Source organism: Curtobacterium sp. NPDC086286, assembly GCF_044746255.1.
In the GTDB taxonomy this organism is placed as follows: Bacteria; Actinomycetota; Actinomycetes; order Actinomycetales; family Microbacteriaceae; genus Curtobacterium.
Window position 1 is genome coordinate 39820 of the sequence record NZ_JBIVBW010000001.1, and the last position, 22583, is coordinate 62402.

Annotated in this window: 21 protein-coding genes and 2 pseudogenes; 8 read left to right on the forward strand and 15 right to left on the reverse strand. The window is 72.3% G+C overall.

The features are described from left to right. Positions 1-24: 24 nt before the first annotated feature. The gene (locus ACIPKM_RS00205) at positions 25-846 is read left to right on the forward strand and encodes a sugar phosphate isomerase/epimerase (protein ID WP_071303018.1); all 822 of its coding nucleotides are present in this window, start codon (positions 25-27) and stop codon (positions 844-846) included. After that, positions 843-2000, forward strand: coding sequence for a Gfo/Idh/MocA family protein (locus tag ACIPKM_RS00210; protein ID WP_402735868.1), 1158 nt, complete (start codon positions 843-845; stop codon positions 1998-2000). The genes ACIPKM_RS00205 and ACIPKM_RS00210 overlap by 4 nt, the downstream gene beginning before the upstream one ends. Before the next feature lie 80 nt (positions 2001-2080). Here ACIPKM_RS00210 and ACIPKM_RS00215 read toward each other — a convergent pair whose 3' ends face one another. Continuing rightward, a complete protein-coding gene (locus tag ACIPKM_RS00215) occupies positions 2081-2806 on the reverse strand; it encodes an SDR family oxidoreductase (RefSeq protein ID WP_402735869.1) in 726 nt (241 codons plus the stop codon). A 95-nt stretch (positions 2807-2901) separates the two neighbouring features. Between ACIPKM_RS00215 and ACIPKM_RS00220 the strand changes: the two genes are divergently transcribed. Next, entirely contained in the window at positions 2902-3768 is an 867-nt protein-coding gene (locus ACIPKM_RS00220) for a LysR family transcriptional regulator (protein ID WP_402735870.1), read from the forward strand. 47 nt (positions 3769-3815) lie between these two features. Here the strand turns inward: ACIPKM_RS00220 and ACIPKM_RS00225 are convergent. The 3 genes and pseudogenes from ACIPKM_RS00225 to ACIPKM_RS00235 form a co-directional block, all read right to left on the reverse strand. Continuing rightward, positions 3816-3929 (reverse strand): annotated as a pseudogene (locus tag ACIPKM_RS00225) (DivIVA domain-containing protein); the annotation flags it as partial. A 45-nt stretch (positions 3930-3974) separates the two neighbouring features. Then, positions 3975-4070: pseudogene (locus tag ACIPKM_RS00230) on the reverse strand (DivIVA domain-containing protein); the annotation flags it as partial. A gap of 57 nt (positions 4071-4127) precedes the next feature. Then, on the reverse strand, positions 4128-5465 hold the full coding sequence (locus ACIPKM_RS00235) for a flavin monoamine oxidase family protein (protein ID WP_402735871.1): 1338 nt from the start codon (positions 5463-5465) through the stop codon (positions 4128-4130). A 147-nt stretch (positions 5466-5612) separates the two neighbouring features. Between ACIPKM_RS00235 and ACIPKM_RS00240 the strand changes: the two genes are divergently transcribed. Next, positions 5613-7328 carry an APC family permease gene (locus ACIPKM_RS00240; protein WP_083414014.1) on the forward strand — a complete coding sequence of 572 codons (1716 nt, stop codon included), beginning with the start codon at positions 5613-5615 and terminating at the stop codon, positions 7326-7328. 73 nt (positions 7329-7401) lie between these two features. Here ACIPKM_RS00240 and ACIPKM_RS00245 read toward each other — a convergent pair whose 3' ends face one another. Then, a complete protein-coding gene (locus ACIPKM_RS00245; protein ID WP_071295720.1) occupies positions 7402-7752 on the reverse strand; it encodes a hypothetical protein in 351 nt (116 codons plus the stop codon). A gap of 143 nt (positions 7753-7895) precedes the next feature. On the opposite strand from ACIPKM_RS00245, the gene ACIPKM_RS00250 reads away from it, so the two are divergent. Beyond that, positions 7896-8480: an LppP/LprE family lipoprotein gene (locus ACIPKM_RS00250; RefSeq protein WP_156794842.1), complete on the forward strand. Its 585-nt coding sequence runs from the start codon at positions 7896-7898 to the stop codon at positions 8478-8480. Positions 8481-8543: 63 nt separating this feature from the next. Further along, complete coding sequence (locus ACIPKM_RS00255) at positions 8544-9617, forward strand: YeiH family protein (protein ID WP_402735872.1); 1074 nt, start codon at positions 8544-8546, stop codon at positions 9615-9617. Positions 9618-9629: 12 nt separating this feature from the next. On the opposite strand, the gene ACIPKM_RS00260 is transcribed toward ACIPKM_RS00255, so the two are convergent. The 10 genes from ACIPKM_RS00260 to ACIPKM_RS00305 form a co-directional block, all read right to left on the reverse strand. Then, complete coding sequence (locus ACIPKM_RS00260; RefSeq protein WP_070418011.1) at positions 9630-10463, reverse strand: GntR family transcriptional regulator; 834 nt, start codon at positions 10461-10463, stop codon at positions 9630-9632. Further along, entirely contained in the window at positions 10460-11080 is a 621-nt protein-coding gene (locus ACIPKM_RS00265) for a TetR/AcrR family transcriptional regulator (RefSeq protein ID WP_402735873.1), read from the reverse strand. Before ACIPKM_RS00265 ends, ACIPKM_RS00260 begins: the two co-directional genes overlap by 4 nt. Next, on the reverse strand, positions 11077-11700 hold the full coding sequence (locus ACIPKM_RS00270) for an isochorismatase family protein (protein ID WP_402735874.1): 624 nt from the start codon (positions 11698-11700) through the stop codon (positions 11077-11079). The genes ACIPKM_RS00265 and ACIPKM_RS00270 overlap by 4 nt, the downstream gene beginning before the upstream one ends. A 112-nt stretch (positions 11701-11812) precedes the next feature. Further along, positions 11813-13270 (reverse strand): MFS transporter, encoded by a 1458-nt coding sequence (locus ACIPKM_RS00275; protein WP_070418014.1) that lies wholly within the window; start codon positions 13268-13270, stop codon positions 11813-11815. Between the two features lie 43 nt (positions 13271-13313). Further along, positions 13314-14966, reverse strand: a complete 1653-nt coding sequence (locus ACIPKM_RS00280) for an amidase (RefSeq protein WP_402735875.1) — start codon at positions 14964-14966, stop codon at positions 13314-13316. Beyond that, a complete protein-coding gene (locus ACIPKM_RS00285; protein ID WP_402735876.1) occupies positions 14963-15871 on the reverse strand; it encodes a carbon-nitrogen hydrolase family protein in 909 nt (302 codons plus the stop codon). Before ACIPKM_RS00285 ends, ACIPKM_RS00280 begins: the two co-directional genes overlap by 4 nt. Next, a complete protein-coding gene (gene rutA / locus ACIPKM_RS00290) occupies positions 15868-16980 on the reverse strand; it encodes a pyrimidine utilization protein A (RefSeq protein WP_402735877.1) in 1113 nt (370 codons plus the stop codon). Before rutA ends, ACIPKM_RS00285 begins: the two co-directional genes overlap by 4 nt. 31 nt (positions 16981-17011) lie before the next feature. Next, positions 17012-18049 (reverse strand): ABC transporter permease, encoded by a 1038-nt coding sequence (locus ACIPKM_RS00295; RefSeq protein WP_070418018.1) that lies wholly within the window; start codon positions 18047-18049, stop codon positions 17012-17014. Next, positions 18049-19680 carry a sugar ABC transporter ATP-binding protein gene (locus ACIPKM_RS00300; protein WP_402735878.1) on the reverse strand — a complete coding sequence of 544 codons (1632 nt, stop codon included), beginning with the start codon at positions 19678-19680 and terminating at the stop codon, positions 18049-18051. Before ACIPKM_RS00300 ends, ACIPKM_RS00295 begins: the two co-directional genes overlap by 1 nt. After that, the gene (locus ACIPKM_RS00305; protein WP_402735879.1) at positions 19677-20858 is read right to left on the reverse strand and encodes a sugar ABC transporter substrate-binding protein; all 1182 of its coding nucleotides are present in this window, start codon (positions 20856-20858) and stop codon (positions 19677-19679) included. The genes ACIPKM_RS00300 and ACIPKM_RS00305 overlap by 4 nt, the downstream gene beginning before the upstream one ends. Positions 20859-21499: 641 nt before the next feature. On the opposite strand from ACIPKM_RS00305, the gene ACIPKM_RS00310 reads away from it, so the two are divergent. Together ACIPKM_RS00310 and ACIPKM_RS00315 are read left to right on the forward strand one after the other, a co-directional pair. After that, positions 21500-22015, forward strand: coding sequence for an NADPH-dependent FMN reductase (locus tag ACIPKM_RS00310; RefSeq protein WP_071303005.1), 516 nt, complete (start codon positions 21500-21502; stop codon positions 22013-22015). Continuing rightward, positions 22012-22515: a flavin reductase family protein gene (locus tag ACIPKM_RS00315; protein ID WP_071303004.1), complete on the forward strand. Its 504-nt coding sequence runs from the start codon at positions 22012-22014 to the stop codon at positions 22513-22515. Before ACIPKM_RS00310 ends, ACIPKM_RS00315 begins: the two co-directional genes overlap by 4 nt. The last annotated feature ends 68 nt before the right edge of the window (positions 22516-22583 follow it).

Below are 22583 nucleotides of genomic sequence, written 5' to 3' on the forward strand. Positions count from 1 at the left end.
CAAGCCTCCCTGAAAGGACCAGCCATGGCACCCGCCATCTCCCTGCAGCTCTACACGGTGAACGCCGCGCTGGAGCCCGACCTCGACGGCGGCGTCCGCCGCCTCGCCGACATCGGCTTCGACACCGTCGAGGCGTTCGCGTTCGTCGACCGGGCAGCGCAGCTCAAGGAAGCGTTCGACGCCCACGGCATCACCGCGAAGACCGGCCACGCCTTCCTCGTCGAGGAGACCATCCCGCTGCCCGACGGCACCGTGATGACCGCTCCGTCGCACGCCGACACCTTCGCCGCGGCGAAGGAGCTCGGCCTCGAGATCGTCATCGACCCGTTCGTCGGCCCCGACCACTGGACCACCCGCGAGGGCGTCGAGCGGGTCGCGGCCCGACTCAACGCCGCCGCTGCCGAGGCGGCCGAGCACGGCCTCCGTGTCGGCTACCACAACCACGACCACGAGCTCCGACCGCAGATCGACGGCCAGCCCGCACTGCAGGTGCTCGCCTCGCTGCTCGACCCGGGCGTGGTGCTCGAGCTCGACCTGTACTGGGCCTCCGCCGCGGGCATCGACCTCGTGCCGTTCATCGAGGAGCTCGGTGACCGCATCGTCGCCGTGCACGTCAAGGACGGCCCGATGCGCGACGACATCTCCACCGCGACGATCCCCACCGACCAGACCCCGGCCGGCCAGGGCGACGTCCGGCTCGCCGAGGCGCTGCGTGCCGCGACGGCTCTCGAGTACGCCGTGATCGAGTTCGACGGCTTCGCGGGGGACGTCTTCGACGGGGTCGCCCAGTCGTACGAGTGGCTCGCCGCGCAGCTCGCGCCGAGCGGATCGGCGGTGTCCGCATGACCCGCACGGGCAAGGTCGGCATCGGCATCATCGGCGCCGGCATGATCAGCGAGCAGTACCTCGCGAACCTCACGACCTTCCCCGACGTCGAGGTCGTCCGGATCGGCGACATCGACACGGAGCGTGCTGCGGCGTCGGCGGCGAAGTGGGGCGTCGCAGCCTCCGGCGACGGTGCGTCGGTCCTCGCCGACCCCGACGTCGAGATCGTCATCAACCTGACGCTCCCGGCCACGCACGTGGCGGTGTCCACGGACGCCCTCCGCGCGGGCAAGCACGTGTGGAGCGAGAAGCCGATCGGGGTCGACCGCGAGTCCGCGGCCGGCCTGGTCGCCCTCGCCGACGAGCTCGGGCTCAAGCTCGGCATCGCGCCCGACACCGTGCTCGGCCCGGGGTGGCAGACCGCCAAGCGGGCGATCGAGGCCGGCGCGATCGGCACGCCGCTCACCGCGGTCACGAGCATGCAGTGGCAGGGGCCGGACGTCTTCCACCCGAACGCGTCGTTCCTCTCCGCCAAGGGCGCCGGCCCGCTGTTCGACATCGGCCCGTACTACTTCACGGCGCTCGTGCACCTGCTCGGGCCGATCGACTCCGTCGTCGCGACCGGGTCGCGGTCCCGCGAGACCCGAGAGCTCGTCGTCGGGCCGAACGCGGGCGAGTCGTTCCCCGTCGAGGTGCCCACCCACGTGTCCGTCCTGTCGTCGTTCGAGCAGGGTGGCAACGCGCAGTCGCTGCTGTCGTTCGACACCCCGCTGTTCCGGCACGGCGTCTTCGAGGTCAACGGCACCGAGGGCACGATCGTCCTGCCCGACCCGAACACCTTCGGCGGCGGGCACCCGATCCGGATCGCCCGACCGATCCCCGCCGGTGCCTCGTGGCCGTTCGAACAGGAGTGGGAGACGCTCCTCGACGAGGAGCCGACGGTCGGCCGAGGCCTCGGTGTGCTCGACATGGCGCGGGCCATCCGCGGCGGCGGTTCGCACATCGCGACCGGTGCCGTCGGGTACCACGTGCTCGACGCGATGGTCGCGGTGGAGGAGTCCATCGAGCGGCGGTCGTTCGTCGAGGTCGAGTCCACCGTCGGGGCGATCGCGTCCCTGCCGGCGGACTTCGACCCGTTCGCTGCCACGCTGGAGACGGCGCCGGCCGCGGTCTGACGACCGGGGCACCAGACAGGAGGCCCTGCTCACGTCCGCCGCGTGCGGAACGTGCGCAGGGCCTCCCGTCGTGTCCGTGGTCACCAGGGGACGACGCCCGCGTCCTCGAAGAAGCCACCACGCGGGCCGTCGTCCGGCAGCGTCGCGAGCCGCACCGCCGTCGCCGCGCCCTGCGCGGCCGTGCGGTCGCCGCTGAAGCCGTTGAAGTCCGTCGCGACGAGCCCCGGGCACGCGGCGTTGACGATGACCGGGGTGTCCGCGAACGCCCTCGCGTACTGGGTCGTGATCCCGTTGAGGAACGTCTTCGACGGGGCGTACGCGGCCATCACCGGACCCGGCTGGCGGCCGAGGGAGCCCATGCTGCTCGACGCGTTCACGATGCGCGGCGCGGGGGAGCGGCGCAGCAGCGGCAGCATCGCGTTCGTCACGCGGACGACGCCGTAGACGTTGACGTCGACGACCTGCCGGACGACGTCGAGGTCGAGCGTCGTCGGATCCTGCGTCCACGTCACCGGGTCGAACGGGCCCGAGATCCCGGCGTTGTTCACGAGGACGTCGAGTCGTCCGAAGCGCTCCTCGACCTCTGCTGCGGCATCCGCCACGCTCTCGTCACTCGTCACGTCGAGCCGGACCCCAAGGGCGTCGGCCCCGCTCGCCCGCAGTCGTTCCACCGCTTCCTCGCGACCGGTGTCGCTCCGTGCGCCGACGAGCACGCGCATCCCCGTCGCACCCAGCTGCTCGGCGATCGCGTACCCGATGCCCTTGTTCGCGCCGGTCACCAGCGCGGTTGTCTTGTCGTTCTCCATGTGCTCGATCGTCGGTCCGGGGTGGTTCCCGCGTCCAACACCGATCGGGTGGGTGGTGATACTCGCCGGGTATCGGTCGGCGTAGGCTGCCGGTCGTGGACGATGTCGAGACGCGCGAGCTCCGGTACTTCGTCGCCGTCGCCGAGGAACTGCACTTCGGCCGCGCGGCGCTCCGGCTCGGGATGGCGCAGCCGCCGTTGTCGCGGGCGATCCGGCAGCTCGAGGAGCGGATCGGCGTCCGGCTCTTCGACCGTGACCGTCGTGGCGTGACCCTGACCGACGCGGGGTCGGCGCTCCTCCGCGAAGCCCCGGTCGCCCTCGACGCCGTGCGCGCTGCCGTCCGGCGGACCCGACGTGCGGGGGCACCGCAGCAGCGGCTCGTCCTCGCGACGAAGGCCGGGTCGTCGCACGAGTTCCTGCAGGCCCTGCTCGACGCCGCTCCCGAGGACGTCCCGGTCGACGTGGTGCTCTGCGAGATCGGTGAGCAGGCGGGACTCCTCCTCGACGGCACGGCGGACGTGGCGGTCATGCACCGGCCGTTCGACGACTTCGCCGGGATCGAGTCGGTCGACCTGTACTCCGAGCCGCAGGTCGCGATCGTCCCCGCGTCCCACCCGCTCGCCGACCGCCGGTCCCTCACGATGGCCGAGGTGTCGTCGGTCCCCGACCTGCCGATGGCGCGGTGGCCCCTCGCCGACTGGACCTACCCGCCGGGACCGGGGCCGGAGGTGCACTCGCAGTCGCAGCTGGCGCAGCTCGTCGCGCTCGGTCGGACGCTGCTCGTGATCCCGCGCTCGAGCCGGGCCTGGCAGTGGCCCGAGCACGTCGCGGTGCCGGTGCTCGACGCGCCCCTCGCGACGACGGTGCTCGGGTGGCCGGTCGGGCGGGAGACGCCAGCGGTCGCGCGGCTCGTGGCGACCGGGCTGCGGATCGGGGAGGCCGCGGGCGCGGTCAGCGCCTGACGGGGCCGGTCAGCGTCTGACGGGGCCGGTCAGCGGTGGGTGGTGTGCTGCCGCAGCGCGACCACCACGCGGTCGAGGAAGTCGTCGACCTCGTCCTGCCGGTAGCCCTCGCGGAACTTGGTCGGCTGGAAGCGCGCCAGGGTGACGTCCTCGGGCGTCAGCGGATCGACCGGACGTCCGGCCTCGTACCCGGCCAGGGTCGCCCGGACCCGGTCGAGGAAGTCGTCGACCTCGCGCTGGTCGTACCCTTCGCGCCACTTCGTCGGTGCGAACTTCGCGTTCGCCACATCGCTCGCGAGCATGCTCTCCCCCTCGTGCCGGACCCCTCGTGCCGGCGTGCTCGACGATCCTCGCACAGGTCACCCGGCGGGTGTGCCCGTCCAGACCCGGTCGATCGGCACCTCGTGGCCGAGCACCGCGACCGCCGCACGGTGCCCCGAGTACAGCGCGCCGGCCACCGTCGCCGGGTCGTCGGTCCACGTCGCCTCGCCCGCCAGGTGCACGCGCCCCGCGATCGGCACCGCGAGGTCGTCGTGGTCGCTCGTCGTCGACCCCGGGAGCATGTGCGCGTACGAGCCCCGGGCGAACGGGTCGTCCTGCCACGCCGTCACGAGCACCGACGTCGGCGTCCCCACGGCGTCGCCGTACAGTCGCCGGAGCTGCTCGAGCACCGAGTCCGCGATCCGCTCCTCGCTCCAGCCCCGGATCGCCCGCGCTGCCGGACCGGCCGCGAAGGTGAGCAGCGTCGGCACCCCGTCGAGCCGCGTCAGGTCGTACCAGGAGTGCCACCACCGTCCGGCCGGACCGAGCTGCCGGACCGCGTAGACGTCGGCGTCCCAGAACCGCTCCGGGAACCGCAGGACGACCTTCTCGAAGGCGTTCATCCGCAGCCGTCCGAGTACCTGCCGGTGCCGTGCGGGCAGCGGTGGCTCGATCACGAGGTCGCCGGCCTGCAGCACCCCGACGGGCACCGTGACGACGGCGGCCTCGGCGTGGAACGGGCCGCGGCTGCTCGTGACCACCACCCCGCCGTCCCCGTGGTCGATGCGCTCGACGGCATGCCCGAGCCGGACGTCGAGCCCCGCGGCGAGGTGTGCGGGCAGGGCGTCGTAGCCGTCCGGGAACACCACCTCGTCGCCCGCGATCGTGTCGTCGTCGAGCCCGTGCGCGGCGAGCTCGTCGCTCGCGACCCCGTACTGCTCCTCGCTCCGGTGCTCGAGGTGCTCGCTGACCCGTTCCGCCCGCTCGGCGTCCCAGCCCTGCGCCGCGACGGCCCGGGCGACCACGTCGCGGTAGCTGTCGAGCGGCGCCGATCGCTCGACCTCGTCGGCCAGGGCGCGGTCGACCGTGCGTACGTCGTCGGCGAACCGGGCGGCTGCACCGGCCTCGAGCCGACGACCGTCGGGCCCGTGGTACGCGATCGGCCGGCTGTCGACCTGGTACCCGCCGACGGTGAACTCGACCGTGCGGATGCCGAACGCGGCGACGGCGTCGGCCACGGCGTTGTCCTCGACGCCGTGGATCCACGAGGCGCCGAGGTCGGTCACGTGCCCGTCGGTCCGGTCGGTGTGGACCCGACCGCCGATCCGGTCCCGGGCCTCGAGCACGACGACCCGGCGCCCGGCCCCGGCGAGCACCCGTGCGGCTGCGAGCCCCGCCACGCCCGCACCGATCACGACGACGTCGGCGTCCTCCATGCTGGTGCTCCTCTCGGGACTGGATCAAGATTGACACAGCCAGGTGCGGAAATCGTTGCTGAGGTCTAGTTTCAGTGCTCGTATCCACAGAGTCGTGGAGCGACGGCGACGGTTTCCGTCGCTCGCCATCGAGAGAGCGTGGTGGTCATGCGAGACGAACGGGTCGTGACGGTGTCGACCGAGACCGTCGGCACGGAGAAGGGACTGCGACCGGGCGCCATCGGCCTGGTCGGCAGCGTCGTCATGGGCATCTCGTCCACCGCGCCCGCCTACAGCCTGGCCGCGAGCCTCGGGTTGGTCGTGGCCAGTGGGGGAGCGCTCCTCGCCGGGGTGAAGGCCCCGGCGATCATGCTGCTCGCGTTCATCCCGATGTGGATGATCGCCGTGGCCTACCAGGAGCTCAACCGCGAGGACCCCGACTGCGGCACGACGTTCACCTGGGCGACCCGGGCATTCGGTTCCGTGACGGGGTGGCTCGGCGGGTGGGGGATCATCGCCGCGGACGTCATCGTGATGGCGAACCTCGCCCAGATCGCCGGCTCGTACGGGTACTCGTTCGTCGGCGTCCTCACGAACGACCCGGCGATCAGCGCCCTCGGGAACAGCACGCTCTGGTCGACCGTCGCCGGGGTGGCCTGGATCGCCGTGATGACCTTCATCTGCTACGTCGGCGTCGAGGTGTCGGCCCGGCTGCAGTACGTCCTGCTCGGCATCGAGGTGCTCGTGCTGGTGATGTTCGCTGCCGTCGCGCTCGTACGGGTCGGTACCGGCAACGGCGTCGAGGGCTCGATCACACCCTCGCTGTCGTGGCTGTGGCCGAGCGGCATGGACTTCGGGTCGGTCATCGCCCCCGCCATGCTCACGGCGATCTTCATCTACTGGGGCTGGGACACCGCCGTCTCGCTCAACGAGGAGACGAAGGACCCCGAGAAGACCCCCGGTCGCGCAGCCGTCATCAGCACGGTCCTGCTCCTCGTCATCTACGCCCTCGTGTCGATCGCGGCGATCGCCTTCGCCGGCGTCGGGACGAAGGGCATCGGCCTCGGGGCGCAGGGCAACGCGGACGACGTGTTCTCGGCGATCGGCCCGGCGCTCTTCGGCAACTCGTTCCTCGGGCACGCGGCGATGGCCCTGCTGTCGTTCTCGATCCTCACCTCGGCGTCCGCCTCGACGCAGACGACGATCATGCCGACCGCCCGCACCTCGCTCTCGATGGCGGTCTACAAGGCCCTGCCGTCGCACTTCGCCCGGATCCACCGGCGCTTCCTCACGCCGACCTGGTCGACCATCGGGATGGGCATCGCGTCGATCGGCTTCTACGTGCTGTTCACCGTCATCTCGACGAACCTGCTCACCGCCCTGATCGGTTCCGTCGGCCTGATGATCGCGTTCTACTACGGGCTGACCGGCTTCGCGTGCGTCTGGGTCTACCGACGGACGCTCTTCAACACCGCACGGAACTTCGTCATGCGGGGGCTCGTCCCGTTGCTCGGCGGCCTGACGCTCGCGGTGACGTTCGTCTACGGACTCGTGCAGTTCGCCCAACCCGACTGGCTGCAGGGCGACGACGGGAAGGATGTCACGATCCTCGGCATCGGAGCGGTCGCCGTGGTGGGTGTCGGCGCGATCCTCATCGGTGTCGTGCTGATGGTCGTCTGGTGGGTGCGGTCCCCGGACTTCTTCCGGGGGCGGACGCTCACGAGCACGAGCAACATCCTCGTCCTCGACGGCCCGGGTGGCGTCCCGGAGCCGACCGTCATCGCGCCCGACTTCTCGAACCTGCCGACGGGCAGCATCGCGGTCGACGAGGAAACCGGCAAGCGGTTCCGGCGGACACGGTCGCGTCGCCGCGACGACGACTGATCTCGCGCACCGGCGGCGGACGGGAGGCGCGGGGCGGGCCCGCACCGTGCCTCCCGTCCGTCAGTCGGTGCGGTCAGTGCCGGTGGGACCGCCGCCGGCCGAGGATCGCGTCGAGCACCCGCGAGAACCGCGGGCGCCGCGCCACCGGCTTCGTCTCGATGGACCGGGTCGGAGCGCGGAGCGCGAGATCGTGCAGCATGTTCCGCTTCGAGCCGTCCCAGTTCGCGAACAGGTACGCGCCGCCGAGGAACGAGAGGCTTCGCACCGGCGTGCGCTTCCACGAGTCGGCCGCGACGTAGTACCCGGCGTGACCGGCGTGGATGTGCTTGATCACGGTGTCGACGTCGATGACGCTGGTGGTCGTCACGACGGCGGTGATGCCCGTTCGGTCACGGGCGACGTACTCGATGAGGTGTTCAGACACGAGGGCTCTTGGTCGGGTCGGGGCCCGTCGAGGTCGGGGAACGCGACACGACGAGGCATGGCCGGAATCGTCGTTGCTTCCGAAACCAAGAATACGCCGAGAACTCTGTGCAGGGCGAGGAGGAACCTGTCCGGATGCGCACCGTGAACACCACCGGGGGGATCCTGTTCGCCGCCGTCCTGGCCGTTGCCCTGACCGGGTGCAGCGGCGGGACGACCGCCGGCCCCACCGCCACCGCCACCCGCACCGTGACCGCCACGCCGACTGCGGTCGCCGAGAGCCCGACCCCGACGTCGACTCCGACCCCCACGCCGACGTGCGGCCCGTCGAGCGGTGCCGAGGCCGCCGCCCAGCCGATCGCCGACCTGCCGCTGCCGGCCGGGCTCGAGGACGCGAAGTGGGACGCCGCACGGGCCGACACGTCCGGGTACGAGGCGTGCGCCCCGCTGTCCTGGGTCACGGTGAGCCTGGACCTCGCGACCGGCAGCTCGCCCGTCGCGATCCTGCTCTTCCACGACGGCCGGTACCTCGGCACGGCCACGAAGGAGCAGTACGGCTTCGTCCCGGACATCAGCCGGACCGACCCGTCGACGATCGCGGTCGCCTACCGCTACGCGAAGCCGGACGAGTCGACTGCGGACGCGAGCGGTCGGGCCGACGCGACGTTCCGGTGGGACGACGCTGCCGGGCGCGTGGTGATGACGGGGCAGGTGCCGCCGGCCGGCTGAGCCGCGACGCCGCGACGCCGCACGCCGGCTGCCGTTCGCCGTGGGCCTGTCATGCTGGACGCCATGCCGTTCCTCCGCACCGCCTGGCCGGGCGTCGCACTCGCCCTCGCGATCGGGCTCGCCGCCACCGTCGTCGGCCGCGAGGTCCCGGTCGTCGGCGGCCCGGTCCCCGCGGTCGTGCTCGGCGCCCTGGTCGGGTGGCTCGTCCGCCGACGACGACACCGCGAGGGCACCGGTGCGGGCTCGGGCGGCGATCTCGGTCTGCTGCAGCCCGGCGTGAAGTTCGCCTCGAGCCGGGTCCTGCAATTCGCCGTCGTCCTGCTCGGCGCCCAGCTCTCGATCGCCGAGGTGCTCCGCATCGGCGGCGAGACGCTGCCCGTGATGCTGACGACCCTCGTCGTGTGCCTCGTCGCAGCGTGGGGGATCGGTCGGCTGCTCCGGGTCTCGAGTGCCCTCCGCACGCTCATCGGCGTCGGGACGGGGATCTGCGGCGCCTCGGCGATCGCGGCCGTCACGCCCGTGATCGGCGCGGTCAGCGCGGACGTCGCCTACGCGATGTCGACGATCTTCCTGTGCAACATCGCCGCCGTCTTCGTCTTCCCCCTGGTCGGCCACGCGCTGGGGCTCTCGCAGCACGCGTTCGGCGTCTTTGCTGGCACCGCGGTGAACGACACCTCGTCGGTGGTCGCCACGGCGACCGTCTACGGTCGCCAGGCGACCGACACGGCGGTGGTCGTGAAGCTGGTCCGGACGCTCATGATCATCCCGATCGTCGTGGGGCTGGCCGGCCTGGAGGCACGGCGCACCTCCCGCGAGCAGGTCGCGTCCGGCGTGGACACGGCCCGCGCCGGGGGCGTCCGCGGGTTCCGCGTGTTCCGGTTGGTCCCGTGGTTCCTCATCGGGTTCCTCGTGGTCGTGCTCCTCCGCACCCTCGGGGTCCTGCCGGCCGCAGCGGCCCCGGGGTTCTCCACCGCCGCGACGTTCCTCATCACGGTGGCGCTCGCCGCGATCGGGGTCTCGACGGACTTCGGCGCACTCCGGCGGGCGGGGTTCCGACCGATGCTGCTCGGGATCGCGCTGTGGGTGCTCGTGGCGGGGACGAGCCTCGGCGCGCAGGCGGTGTTCGGGCTCCTCTGACGGCGTCGAGGCTCACACGATGCGGGAGTCGATCACCGCCCGGTCGCCCCGGTACCGCGAGAACCCGTACTCCACCGGGGTCCCGTCGGCCAGGCACATCAGCCGCTCGATGTGGAAGATCGCCTGCCCCGGATCGATGTCGAGCAGGTCCGCGCTCCACTGGTCGGCGTTCACCGTGCTGAGCAGCAGTCGACGAGCGACCGGCCGCTGCCCGACCCGCCGCACGAGCACGTCCGGCACGTACTCGGTGAGCGGCTCCGACACGAGGTCCGGGAACCGCTCCTGCGGCACCCAGCTCGTCCGCACCCGGCTCGGCTCCCCGTCGAACGAGATGAGGCTCTCGACGAAGTACGCGGCGCTGCCGTCCATCTCGAGGTTCCGCCGGACGGTCTCGGGCGCCGGCACGAGCTGGACGCACAGGTGCACGATGCTCAGCCGCGGGGAGTCGAACACGCTGCCGCCGGTGTTCTCGCCGTAGATCGTGACCTCCTCGGTGGTCCGGGCGAGGCTCACCGAGGCCACCGGACGGACGCCGAACGTGCCCGACCGCGGTGCCCGGGTGAGCAGGCGCTGTTCCTTGAGGAGCGTCAGCGCCGCGCGCAGGACGTTCCGCGTCGTGCCGTACAGGTCGAGGAGCTCCCACTCGTACGGCAGCGGTCCGGTGAACCGACCGGCGACGATGTCCGCGCGGATGAGGTCGGACACCTGCCGGGCGGCGTCCGAGCGGCGGTTGAAGCCGATCCAGTGCCCGGGCGTGACGTCGCCGATGGCCATGTCCGTCCACGGCGGGACCGGACGACGTCCCGCGGTGCCGTCCAGTCGGTCGTCCGGTGCGACGTCGGTCACGAGACCACCCCCACGGTCGTGGTGTCGCCGGTCCACCCGGCCCACCGGAGGAACTCCCGGGCGAGGCGCACCGGGTAGTCGGGTGCCTGGATGTCGATGGACACGAACACCCGGCGGTAGAAGGTCGGACCGCCGAGCAGGTCGACGGCGATCCCGAGGTCGACGTCGGGCCGCAGGTCGCCGGCGTCCATCGCCCGCTGGAGCATCGCGTTCACCCGGACCCGTCGGTCGCGGTGCCACGCGGCGACCGCCTCGGCCACCCGGGGCTCGTGCGAGGCGAGCTCCACGATGAGCGGCAGCGCCCGGCCGACCGGGGTCGCGACGAGCGCGTGCACCCAGCCGCGGGTGAGCCCGAGGACGCCCTCGTCGATCGGGGCGTCGAGGATCGTCGGGATCGACTCCTCCATCAGGCGGATGACGGTCTCGGTGAGGAGCACGTCGCGGCTGGACCAGCGCCGGTAGATCGTCGCCGCGCCCACCCCGGCGGCGTCGGCGACCGCCCGGATCGTGAAGGCACGGGGGTCGCCCTCGGCGAGGATCGCGATGCACGCCGTGTACACGGCCTCGTCGACCGCGGCGTTCCGGGGCCGTCCGCGGACCGGGGCCTCGGTGCTCACGCGGCGCTCCAGAGCGCGAGCACCCGGTCGATGCCCCACACCTCGCCGATCTTCGCCTGGATGTCGAACAGGTTCGCCTCGTGCACGCTCGGCAGCCGGTCGCCGACGGCCTCGCGCACGACGATCGGCACGAAGCCGTGCTGCATGGCGTCCGTCGCGGTGGCCCGGATGCACCCGCTCGTCGAGAGTCCGGCGATGAAGAGCGTGTCGACCCCTCGTGCGACGAGGTCGGCGGCCAGCGAGGTCCCGAAGAACGCGCTCGGGTACTGCTTCGGCACGAGGGTGTCCCCGTCGACCGGCGCGAGCCCCTCGATGAACGCGCCGGTGGACGTGCCGGGGAGGTACGCCGCGAGGGCCGGCACCTTCCGGAAGAACACCCCTGCGTTGGAGCCGTCGGCCGACAGCGCCATGGTCGTGACGGCGACGTGCACGCCGGCCGCCCGGGCCGCGGCCGTGAGCGCGCGCATGCGCTCGACGGGTTCCTCGACGCCGGCGTACAGCCCGCACGCCGGGTCGACGTAGGCGTTCACCGGGTCGACGACGACGAGCGCCGCCCGTCGGCCCGGTTCGAGCGCACCGGTGTAGCCGGCCGAGACGTAGTCGTCGTGGTCGTCGGTCATGCGGTCCTGCTTCCGTCGTGGGGCTGGCTGGTGGGGGCCTGGAGGCGCGGCACGGCCCCGGCACGTCGGCCGGCGGTCGGCCCGTGCGTGCGGTCGGTGCCCGTCGTGGCGGTCATGCGCTCGTCCCCGGCTCGGGCACCGGGCCGGACGTGTCCGGTCGGAGCGGTGCCTGGCGGTCCGGGGGGCCGAACGGACCGAACGCGACGATGAGCGCGCCGACGACCGCGCACCCGGCGAACGTGAGCGCGGCGGTGCGCACGCCGTCGACGAAGGCCTGGACGTCGGTCGCCGGCAGGCCGAGCAAGCTGCCGTCGTACGCCGCGGCCTGCTGCGCGGCGGAGAGCCCGCTCGTGGCGATCGCCAGACCGAGCGCCGTGGAGAACAGGAAGCCCGCGTTCTGCAGCGCCGACCGGATGGCGTTCGCGATGCCCCGGCGGTGCTCCGGGACGCGGGTCATCAGGGCCGAGGTGCTCGGCGTCATGAACACTCCGGTGCCGACGCCGACGGCACCGAGTCCGACGGCCGTCACGGCGTAGGCACCGTCGTCGGCGAGCGACCCCGCGAGCACCGCTGCCCCGACCGCGATGAGCAGCATGCCGATGGTGGAGAGCGTGCGCGCGGGCACCCGGCGGGCGAGGACCCCGGCGCTCGCCGCGGCCACGGTCGTGCCGATCGGGGTGGGGAGCACCCAGAGCGCCGCCTCGACGGCGTCCTTGCCCGAGACCGCCTGGAACGACAGGGACGCCAGGAGCACGAGGGCGTAGCTCGACAGCGCGCAGAGGCCGGCGGCCGAGAAGAGCGTGATGGTCGCCCGGTCGCGGAAGATCGCCGGGTCGACGAGCGGGTGCGGGACCCGGCGCTGGGTCCACACGAACACCGCTCCGAGCAGCACCGCGCCGGAGGCCATCGCGACGACCGGGACGGCGGCCCAGCCCGCGGAACCGCCGACCGACACGGCGCCGACCAGCAGCCCGACCGCGGCCACGGAGAGCACCGAGCCCGGGACGTCGAGGCGTTCGCCGGAGCGTGGCCGGGCGGTGCGGGGGATGAGTCGCAGCGACCAGACGAGCCCCGCGAGCGAGATCGGGACCCCGGCGAGGAAGATCCACCGCCAGCCGAACGACTCCGCGACGAGGCCGCCGACGACCGGACCGATGACCTGTCCGACGGCGGCGACGGTGGCGTTCAGCCCGAGGCCGAGCGACAGGATCGACTCCGGGAACACGTCGGTGAGCAGCGCCGTGGTGTTCGTGACGATGGCCGCCGCACCGACGCCCTGCACGAGTCGGGCGGCGAGCAGGACGGCGGCGTCCGGTGCTGCACCGCACGCGAGCGACGCGAGGAGGAAGACGAGGATGCCGGCGATGTACAGACGGCGACGCCCGACGAGGTCCGCGATCCGGCCGAAGACGAGGATGAGCGTCGTCGTCGTGAGCATGTAGCTGAGCAGGACCCAGCTGGACTGCAGGGCGGAGGCGTCGAGGTCACGGCTGACGTCGGGGAGCGCGACGAGCAGGGCGCTCGAGGAGATGAAGACGAGGACGACGCTCAGGCTCGACGCGCAGAGCACCTGCCACGCGCGTCGGCGGGCGCCGTCCTCGTCCGTGGTGCGGTTACTGATCGGTCGACCCTCTCGTGGCGGATGCCGGCGGCACCCGGTGGTGGTGGGCGGTGACCTCCTGGAACGCGGCGGCGGCGGACAGGACGAGTCGGTCGTCCCACGGGCGTGCGACGAGCTGCACGCCGACCGGCAGACCGTCCGGCGCGGTCCCGGCGGGCATCATGAGCGCCGGGAAGCCGACGTAGTCGAAGACCCGGGTGTTCCGGGGGATCACGTCGTGCAGGTTGTACGGCACGCCGTCGACCGTCATGGTGAGGTCGTCGAGTCGGGGCGCCGTGGCACCGATCCCCGGCGTGAGGACGACGTCGACCCCGGCCTCGTCCATCCGTGCGACCATCGCGGCCTGCACGAGCGGACGACGTCGGAGGGACCGGAGGTAGTCCGCGGCCGTCGGCGTGAACGCGACGTCGAACCGCGCACGGGTGCCGGCGTCGAACAGGTCGGCGGTGGCGGCGTTGGCCTCCTGGTTGGCCGCGAGTTCGCCGTAGAAGACGGTCCAGCACTCGGCGTCGACCGCCTCGAGGTCGTCGAACTCGATCGGCACGATCTCGGCCCCGAGTGCCGCGAACCGGTCGACCGCGGCCGCGTGCGCGTCGAGCACCGCACGGTCTACCCGCTCGGTGAACCAGACCCGGGGCACGCCGATGCGCATCCCCGCGATCCGTCCCGGTGCCGCCTCGACGAGCGGGACCGCGGTGTGCGTCGTGGGGTCCTGCCCGTCGCCGCCGGCGATCACGGCGAGCACGAGCGCGAGGTCCTCGGCGGTGCGGGCCATCGGTCCGACGTGGTCGAGCGTCCACGACAGGCTCGCGACGCCCGTGCGCGGGACGAGGCCGTACGTCGGCTTGATGCCGGTCGTCCCGCACAGCGCCGACGGCACCCGGATCGATCCGCCGGTGTCCGACCCGAGCGCGAGCGGGACGATGCGTGCGGCGAGGGCGGAACCGGAGCCGGTCGACGACCCGCCCGTCCAGCGCTCGGGGTCCCACGGGTTCCGCACGGCGCCGTACCGGGCGTTGTGCGGGCCGCCGCAGGCGAACTCGGTCGTCGCGGCCGTGAACACCGGGATCGCCCCGGCAGCACGGAGCCGGGCGACCACGGTGGCGTCGGCGGGGGCCACGCGGTCACCGGTCTGCAGCGAGCCGCTCGTGACGACCGTGCCGGCGACGTCGATGATGTCCTTCACCGCGAACGGCACGCCCTCGAGTGCACGGGCCTCGCCCGCGGCCCAGCGCCGGGTCGACTCGGCCGCTGCGTGCTCGGCGCCGTCGACCAGGCGGAGGACGGCGTCGGACCACACGTCGTCGCTCGTCCAGTGCGGGGCGAGGGCTCCGACGACGGCGGCGGGGGTGGTGGAGCCGTCGCGGTAGGCCGCGAGCAGCTCGGTGACGCTCGCCGCGGCGGGGTCGGACGCCGTCGCGGCCGTGGAGTCCGCCCCCGGAGTGAGGGCGACCGCCGGTGCTGCGGGGGTCGGTGCCGCGTCGATCGCCGCCGCGAGGAGCCGGGTGAACAGCGCCTGGCTGTGCCCGGGCTCCGCCGGCAGGGACGACGGGGCGGCCGGGAGCGGGTTCGCACGGCTGTCGTGCAGCGCCTGCTCCAGCTGGGGCGCGATCGTCCCGCGCACGACCGCGAACACGTCCGTCACGCTGGCACCGCCGCGGCGTGGGCGTCCGCGAGGTACCGGAACACCCCGGGCTGCCGGTCACGGCCGAGCGGGAAGTCGTCGCGTGCCGCGGCCACCTCGGCGACGTCGAGCGTCGCCCGGACGATGGGTCCGGTCTCGTGCGCCGGGGCGGAGACCACGAGCTCGCCGCGGGGCGACACGACCGACGAGCGGCCGAAGTAGCTCACGGTCTTGCCGTCCACGGTCTCCTCGCCGCCGCGGTTCGGGGCGACGACCCAGGTCTGCGTCTCGAGGGCGCGCACCTGCAGCTCCTGCGTGAAGAGCGTCTCGCGGAACCCCATCGAGGAGACGAGCACGAGCATCACCTCGGCACCCGCGGCCCGTGACGCGAGCCAGTACTCGGGGAAGCTCCGGTCGTAGCAGATGAGCATGCCGAACCGGGTGCCGAGCGCGTCGAACACGACCGGCCCCGACCCCGGCGCGAAGTAGTGCTTCTCGTCGACGTCGGAGATCGCGTTCGTCGGGATCGACGTCTTCCGGTACGCCGGCACGCGGTCGCCGTGCACGTCGGTGCCGTGGACGAGGGTGCCGTCGGCGTCGATGAGCACCGCGCTGTTGTACTGCGCGTCGCCGGCGTCCTCGTAGAGGCCGAAGACGACCGCCGTGCCGAGTCGCCGCGCGGCCTCGGCGAACCGTGCCGTCGCCGGACCGGGGACGGGCTGCGCCCAGGCCTTGCGGCTGTCGTTCCGGACGCCGCAGAAGTAGGGCGTCGTGGTGAGCTCGGGGAAGACGACGAGGTCGGCGCCCTCGGCGGCCTGCTCGAACAGCGCGATGAGGCCGTCGAGCGCGGCGTCGCCGTCGGCGGGGATCTGCCCGGCCTGGACGACCGCGACCTCGAGGGTCGGCGCCGTGCTGCCGGCCGTCATGCGGTGACCGCGCTCGGGGTGACGGCGGGCGCCGACGACACGACGCCCTCGCGGGTGCGCATGAGCGGCTGGATGCGGGTGCCGAAGTCGTCCATGCCCTGCAGGAAGTCGTCGAACACGAGCATGATGCCCTTCGTGCCCGCGACGTCGGCGGCCTCGTCGAGCATCGCCGCGACGTGCTCGTAGGAGCCGACGAGCGTGCCCATGTTCATGTTCACGGCACCCTCCGGCAGCGAGATCCGCTTCGCGGTGTTGCCGTCCTCGCCGTTCGTGTCGGTGAGCGCCTGCCCGGTCATCCAGGCGATGGCCTCGACGTCCACGCCGTCGCTGTACCGCTGCCACTTCTCCTGCGCGGCCTCGTCGGTCTCGTCGGCGATGACCATGAACAGCACGTAGGAGCCGACGTCCCGCCCGGTCTTCTCCCGCGCGGCGAGGAGCGTCTCGTTCTGCTCGGCGTACGCGGTCGGGGTGTTCACGCCGACGCCCATCGAGAAGTTGTAGTCCGAGTACTCCGCCGCGAACGCCATGCCCTGCGAGGACTGCCCGGCCGAGACGATCGGGATGTGCGACGTCGGCTTCGGCAGCATCCGGCAGTCGTCCATCTGGAAGTACTCGCCCTGGAAGTTGCTGACGCCGTCCTCCCACAGCTCCTTCATGACCTGCATGTACTCGGTCTGGTAGGCGTACCGACGCTTGAAGTGCACCTCGTCGCCCGGCCAGAGCCCCATCTGGTCGTACTCCGCCTTCTGCCACCCGGCGACGAGGTTCAGCCCGAAGCGGCCGTGCGAGATCGAGTCGACCGTGGCGGCCATGCGTGCGGCGATCGCCGGCGGGATCGTGAGGACGGCCGTGGTGGCGAACAGGCGGATGCGCTCCGTCCGGGCAGCGAGGCCGGCCATCAGGGTGAAGGACTCGAGGTTCTCGTCCCAGAACCCGCTCGGGCCGCCGAAGCCGCGCAGCTTGATCATCGACAGGGCGAAGTCGAAGCCGTACGACTCGGCCTTCTGCACGATCTCGAGGTTGAGGTCGAACGAGGGCTTGTACTGCGGCGAGGTGGTGGAGATGAGCCAGCCGTTGCTGCCGATCGGGATGAAGACTCCGATGTCCATGGGGGACTCGCTTTCTGTGCTTGGAGGAGGGTCAGGACTGCTTCGCGGCGGCCTTGGCGGCGCTCGCGACGGAGTGCCGTCGGATCGTCTGGGAGACCGCGACGGCGACGATGAGCGCACCGCCGTAGAAGAGCTGCTGGACGAAGTTGTCGGCGCCGAGCATCTGGAGCCCGACGACGCCGGAGAACAGGAAGTAGACGGCGATGAAGGTGCCGATGGCGTTGAAGCGCCCGGGGATGATCGCGGTGGCCCCGAGGTAGCAGGCGGCGAACGCGGGGAGCAGGAACGACTGCCCGCTCGAGGGGTCCGCCCCGCCGAGCGTGCCGGCGTAGACGACCCCGGCCACCGCCGCGGTGAGGCCCGCGCCGACGAACGCGCCGACGCGGAGCCGGCGGACGTTCAGGCCGGAGAGCTCGGCGACCGTGCGACCGGTGCCCACGAACAGGAGCCGTCGACCGACCGGGGTGGCGCTCAGGACGATGAGGACGACCACGGTGGCGATCAGGCCGTAGACGAACGCCAGGGGCAGCCCGGCGAGCCCGCGCCACCCGACGGTCGCCTGGACGAGCGCCGGGTCGATGCCGGTCACCGACGAGGACGCGCTCATCCACTGGATGATCCCGATCATGAACGTCGAGGTGCCGAGCGTCACGATGAACGAGTCGATCCGGAACGCGACCGTGAGCAGGCCGTTCACCAGGCCGACGACCACGCCGATCGCGAGGCCGACCAGGATCGCCGGCAGCAGCGGGATGTCCATCTTGGCGTTGAGGACGGCGATCGTCATGGCGGAGAGCGACATCGTCGAGGCGCCGGACAGGTCGAACTCACCCGCGGTCAGGGGGAACAGGAAGCCGAGCGCCAGGATGAGCAGCACCGACTGGGACCCGAGGATGTTCTGCAGGTTCCCGAGGGTCGGGTAGGTGTCGGGGAGCGCGATGCTGAACGCGATCACGATGACGAGCCAGGCGCCGAGCAGGGCGTAGCGCTCGGTGTGCCCCCACGAGAAGCGCGGGCGGGTGGGGCGGACGATCGACGTCTCGAGGGCGGGTTCGGCGGTGGTGGACATCAGGCGGTCTCCTTGACGGGGGAGGAGTCGGGGGAGGAGGGAGCGGGATCGACGAGGCTGGCGACGACGGCCGCCGCGATGACGTCGCGGTCGATCCGGTCGCCGGTGAGCACGTCGTGGACGCGGCCGTGGGCGAGGACCACGACCCGGTCGCACATCTGGGCGAGCTGGTCGTAGTCGGTGGAGGCGCAGACGATCGAGACGCCCTGGTCGGCGGTCCGGCGGAGCATCGAGAAGATCGCCGCACGGGCGCCGACGTCGATGCCCTGCGTCGGCTCCTGGAGCAGCACGAGCCGCGGGTCGTCCTGCATCCACTTCGCGAGGACGGCCTTCTGCTGGTTGCCGCCGGAGAGCGTGCCGAAGAGCGCGGAGGGGTCGGCGGGACGGACGTCCCAGTCGCGGACGAGGCTCTCGACGTGCGACCGTTCCCGTGCCGGCGAGAGCCCGAGCAGTCCGCGGAGCTTCCCGAGGACGGGCAGGGTCACGTTCTGCTCGACGGACAGGGTCAGGGCACCGCCCTCGCGCTTGCGGTCGGCGGGGACGTAGACGACCCCGCGGGCGATCGAGGTCGCCGGGCTGGTGGCGCCGAGGTCGACCGTGGCGTCCCGGACCGTGAGGGTCCCGGTCGCCGCCCGGGCGCCGTACAGGCCTGGAAGCACGTCCTCGACGCCCGAGCCGGCGAGCCCGGCGATGCCGACGACCTCGCCGTCCGCGACGTCGAACGAGAGCCCGTCGACGACACCGGCCCGGAGGTCCCGGACCGTCACGACCGCGTCGCCCGTGGTGGCGGGGCGGGCACTGCGTGCGGCCGCGCCGTCGAGCCCGCGTCCGACGATGAGCGAGACGAGCTCGTCCGCGGTCGTGGTCGCGGTGTCCCGGTGCGCCTGGACCCGACCGGCCCGGAGGACCGTGACGCGGTCGGCGTGCTCGAGGACCTCTGACATGTCGTGCGACACGAGGAGGGCCGACGTGCGGCCGTCGGACACGAGGTCCTTGACGACGCGGAAGAGCAGGTCCGCGTCCTCCTTCGGCAGGAACACGGTCGGTTCGTCGAGGACGATGAGCGCCCGGTCGTCGCCCAGCTCGGCGACGGCCCGCAGGATCGCGACGAGCGCCTTCTGCGTGTCGGTCAGTTCCTCGATCCGGGCCCGCGGGTCGATGTCCACGCCGTAGCGGGCGAAGAGCTCCGCGGCCGCCCGGTGCTCGGCGCCCCAGCGGACGAACGGACCACGGCCGGCGACGACGGTGGCGAGCCGGAGGTTCTCGGTCACCCCGAGCGACGGCACGAGGGCCAGGTCCTGGTGCACGAAGCTGATGCCGACGCGGCGGAAGTACCCGGGAGGCACCGGCAGCGGGAGCCGGGAGCCGCGGACCTCGATCGTCGCTCCCGGGTCCGGCGCGTAGGTGCCGGACAGGATCTTGATGAGGGTCGACTTGCCGGAACCGTTCTCGCCGAGCAGCGCGTGCACCTGGCCCGGACGGACCTCGAGTTCGACGTCGTCGAGCGCGGTCAGTCCGCCGAACCGCTTGGTGAGCCCGCTGATCCGCAGGACCGGCGCGGTGGTCGCACCGGCCTCGACGACCGCAGCGGACGCTGCGGGGCTGCGCCGTGCCTCCCGGGTGGCGCTCACTTCGCCGGACCCCAGATCTCCGCGTACCCGGTCTTGTACGCGTCGCCGTAGCCCTTGCTCGGCGCGGGCGGGGTACCGGCCTCGTCGACGTTGTCCTTCGTGAACACCTTGAGCGGGGTCTGCTCGTCGCCGTCCTCGATGATCGGGGTGTCGGTCAGGACGCGACCGGCCTGGTCGAGCGTGGCGTAGGCGAGCCACTCCATGTTCTCGCCGATGTCCATCGTCATGACGTTGCCCTCCTGCAGGATCTTCATCACTGCGGGCGTGCCGTTGTACGAGGACGTGAAGACCTGGCCGGTCTTGCCGGCCGCCGTCACCCCGGCCTCGACGAAGAGGGCCATCGAGTCGTACACGGGCAGGACGTAGTCGAGGTTCGGGTCGGACTGGATCGCGGACTGGACGGTCGACGAGATCTTCGTCGCCCAGTCGGCGACCGGCACGTTCGTCACCTTCACCTTGCAGCCCGAGCAGTACTCGTCGAACTCCTCCTGCATGGCCTTGACGATGCCGTCCGACGGCGGGACCTCCGACGAGGTGATGATGAGCACGTCACCCGCGCCCTTCGTCTCCTTGATGGCCCAGTCGGCGTTGAGCTTCGCGGCCTCGTGGAAGGGCGCGGTCACCTGGGCGGCGACGAGGTCCTGCAGCTGGTCGGGGAGCGCCTCACCCGTCTGGTACGTGTGGCTGATGAGCACCGGGATGCCGGCGGCCTTCGCACGCTTGAGCGCCGGGACGATGAGCTCGCCGTTGACGCCCTGCGCGAGGACGATGATGTCGGCCTTCCGGCTGATCGCCTGGTCGATGCCGGCGGACTGCTCGGTCGGCGTGCCCTGGTTCGTGTACTCGATCCACTTCGCGCCGTACTCCTCGGCGAGCTGCTGCCCGGCCTCGTCGACGGACACGATGAACGGCACGGCGGACGAGTTCGGGATGTTGAAGATCGTCTTGCCCGCGATCTTCGACATGTCGAACGGCTTGCCCTCGAAGGTGAACTCCGGGTCGACGCTCGCCGCCGTGATCTGGCTGGTGGCGTGCTCGACCCCGGCGGAGTCGTCGGACGAGTCGGTCGAGGCCGTCGAGGTGGCGGAGCAGGCGGACAGGAACAGCACACCGCTGAGTGCGGCGGCCAGGAGCGCGGGACGTGCGAGCCGCGTTCGGGTGGGTGCGGGGGACGACATCGGTCGAGGACCTCCAGGACGTGGTGCGGGGACGGGTGACGGGTGCGGGTGCTGCCGGTGCTGCGGGTACGCCGAACACCCCGCGGCGCGGGGTGGGCGTGACGACGAGGGGCGTCGGTCACTTCGGGGTGTGGGAGAGCGCTCCGCCGGGGGCGATGCGTCGGGGATGACGGGGCCGCTCCGGTGGGGCTGATGCGAATGTAACGGGCTGCGGGCCGCCAGCGGGTGCCCGGCGGTAACGGTCCTGTTAGGCGTTTGTTTCGCCGGTGTTAGGCCACCGGCGCCACGGCGTCGACGAGCCGCCGTGCCGCGCCGTTCCGGGGCGGGCGATCCCGCCGCCCCACCCCGGAGCGGTGCGGATCCGCGCGTCCGTGCGGCGGCGCCGCCCGGGCGAAACACCCCGGAAGCAATCGCGCCGACTTCCGGTAACGCGTCTCTCACAAGTCGGCGGTCGGCCGAGCGGACCCCGCTGGCGGAATGCGACGGACCCGTTCGGAGCGGCACCCGCTGACCAGGGCATTCCCCGCCGTGGCATCCGGCGCCCCCTGGCGTAACCCACCCGATACGGGCGCGCCACGGAGGCGAAACGAACGGCGGATGGACTGCAGTCGCACACCGTCCCCGACCGCAGGAGCAGATCGATGATCACCACCGTCGTCGCCGGCAACCCCAAGCCGGCATCGCGGACGCTCGACGCGGCCACGGTCGTGCTCGAACGCCTCACCGGTCGGGCACCCGACCACGTCGTCGACGTGATCGACCTCGGCCCGGGCCTGCTCGGCTGGGGCGACGACGCGGTGTCGGACGCGGTGCGCACCGTCGCCGCGTCCGACCTCGTCGTCGTCGCCTCGCCGACGTTCAAGGCGACCTACACCGGCGTCCTCAAGCTCTTCCTCGACCAGTTCGCCACCGGGGACGGCCTCGCCGGTGTCGTCGCCGTGCCGCTCATGCTCGGCGCCGGCCCCGCGCACGCCCTCGCCCCCGAGGTCTTCCTCAAGCCCGTGCTCGTCGAGCTCGGTGCGACCGTCCCGGCTCCGGCCCTGTACCTCAACGACAAGCAGTACTCCGAGCCCGCATCGACCGAGGTCTGGCTCGCCCGGTGGCGCGACGTCGTCCTCGGCGCGACCGCGAGCCTCCAGGAAGGAACCCGCTCATGATCAGCCCCTACTCGCCCGAGGCCCCCGACCTCGGTGCCCTCCGTCAGGCGTTCTCCGGCTTCCCCTGCGGGGTCGCGGCGCTCGCCGCCGTCGTCGACGACGAGCCCACCGTGCTCGTCGCCTCGTCCTTCACCGTGGGGGTGTCGCAGGACCCGCCGCTCGTGATGTTCGCGGTGCAGCACACGTCGTCGACGTGGCCGGTGCTGCGTGCGGCAGGCACCATCGGGGTCTCGATCCTCGGCGAGGGGCACGCGCAGGTCACCCGGCAGCTCGCGTCGAAGGACAAGTCGGTCCGGTTCGTCGGTGTCGACACGTCGGTGTCCGAGTCGGGGTCGGTCTTCCTCGAGGGCGCTCCGATCTGGCTCGAGTGCGCCGTCGAGCACACCTACCCGGCGGGTGACCACGACATCGTCGTGCTCCGGGTCCTCGGGCTCATGTCGGACTTCGCGCACAGCCCGCTGGTCTGGCACCGGTCCGCCTTCGCGACGCTGAGCGCCTGAGCGCGCTGACGCAGGGACGGGAGGCGCGGTGCGGGTGAGCAGATCCGCTCACCCGTACCGCGCCTCCC